Origin of the sequence: Rhodococcus sp. BS-15, assembly GCF_000813105.1 — a bacterium.
In the GTDB taxonomy this organism is placed as follows: Bacteria; Actinomycetota; Actinomycetes; order Mycobacteriales; family Mycobacteriaceae; genus Rhodococcoides.
Map to the genome: position 1 here is coordinate 1 of NZ_BAOX01000502.1, position 1,911 is coordinate 1,911.

2 protein-coding genes are annotated in these 1,911 nt (G+C 67.1%); both read left to right on the forward strand.

All coding sequences use genetic code 11. The features are described 5' to 3' along the window. A partial coding sequence (locus RHBS_RS29400; RefSeq protein WP_187298667.1) for a hypothetical protein occupies positions 1-679 on the forward strand: 679 nt, incomplete at its 5' end. Continuing rightward, positions 676-1,911: hypothetical protein (locus RHBS_RS27345; RefSeq protein ID WP_128646903.1), on the forward strand; the 1,236-nt coding region annotated here is incomplete at its 3' end. The genes RHBS_RS29400 and RHBS_RS27345, both read left to right, overlap by 4 nt.

Genomic DNA, 1,911 nt, shown 5'->3' on the forward strand with positions numbered 1-1,911 from the left:
TCCCGCCGCGCCGCAGCCGACCCAGAGCAACCGCGCGACTGGGGGACTGCCCTACCTCGACGAACTCGGCTTCCGCGTCGAGGTGCCCCCGAACCCGAACGGCATCGCCCTCGACCAAGACCCCGGCTCTCGCCCCGATCCCAGCTCCGCCGACTACCAGAGCGCCCCGCCTGCCGGGGTGATCTGGCAGAAAGTGCAGAACTATCCCCTCCCGTTCTCCGCCTCCGACGGGCCCACCGCAGTCGACGGTGCCCTCGCCACCGGCTTCGCTCGAACCCCACAAGGCGCGGCCCTGGCGGGACTGCAGCTGGTGAACCGCAGCCAATCCACGTTCGAGGGTGCAGCGGCAGTGATGAGTACCCGAGCGGTCGCCTCGACCCCCGAGCTGCAGACCGAGCTCGACCGCAATCTCGCCAACGCCCAACGTCAGATCGCGGCCGGCAACACCGCGCCGCCGGCCAAGCCATTGTTTCGACAGGAGGCCTACCGCCTGACCTACTACTCCTCGGATTACGCGGTGATCGAATACGCCGGCAAGAACGTCTCCGGCAACGGCTGGACCACGGTGCCGATCGAGCTGCTCTGGCGCGGCGGCGACTGGTCCCTCAAGCTCGCCGAGGCGGGCAAGGTCGGCAACACCCCGACGTTGGCGGGGTGGACGCAATGGCCCGGCAAATGACGACCCTCGCCCTCCGGTACCTCCGGTCGACCGCAGTGGCACTGGTGATCGCGCTTGCGGTGATGCTGACCGGCAGTGCGATCGCGGCCGCGCAGCAACCCACCCCGGACGACACGGCACAGACGGACTCGGCGCAGACCACCGCGTGCGACACCGCCGGCGACGTCGTCGGAGACGTATTGGGCACGCAGTTGCCGGTTATCGGCGATCTGATCGGCGGCGCGAGCGGCGCACTGTGCGCCGCCGATGGCAACCCCCTCGACGCAGCCAAAAACTTCGCCACCAGCCAGTTCGCGGAGATGTGGGAATCGCAGTTCGGGGAGATCGTGCAGTCGATCCTCACCGGCATGGCGCAAGTACTGACCATGGCGATGACCTGGTGGATCAAGATCCCGAACCCGGATCTGCAGAATTTCACTCCGCTGCAGACGATCTCGGAGTACACGGGCTGGATACAACTCGCACTGCTGGTCGCGACGATCATCTTCCTGGCCTTGCGTCTGGCGGCTGCGCGTCGTCACGCACTGCTCAACGAAGCCGAAGAAACCTATAAGGCCCTCTCCCGCACCGTCATTGCCGCCACGATGTTCTCCGTCGTCGTCGCCGCGGGAACCCGTGCCGGGGACGCGTTCTCGGACTGGCTGATCACCGATACCTCCAACCGTGACCCGGTGGGCATGGTCGACTCGATGCTCTCGATCAACTCCTACGGCAGCGCCACCCCGGGGCTGATGCTGATCATCGGATTTGTCGGACTTCTCGGCGCGATCGCGCAGGCAGTGATGCTCGTGGCCCGCCAGGTGCTTCTCATTGCCGCTGTCGCGGCCGCACCGCTCGCGGCCGCGGCCGGAGGTACCTCGGTCGGCTCACAGTCCTACGAGAAGATCGTGGCCTGGATCATTGCGTTCCTGCTCTTCAAGCCCGTCGGCGCACTGGTCTACGCGATGGCGTTCCTGACCGCACAGAACTCGGCGAACGTCACCGAGGGCGAGATCCCCGACATCGACCAGCTCCAACAATCGCTGTTGGGCATCGTCATGCTCACCATGGCCGCGGCGGTTCTGCCCGCGATGATGCGCCTGTTGGTGCCGGCGGTCGCGGCCGTCGGCTCGGGTGGATCCGGTGCCGCCGCAGCAGGAACAGCTCTGATGGCCGGAGCTGCGGTCGCCACGGGCGGAAAGTCCATGGCTGCAGGCAAAGCAGTCGGTGGCGGCAGCGCAGGCGCGGCAGCG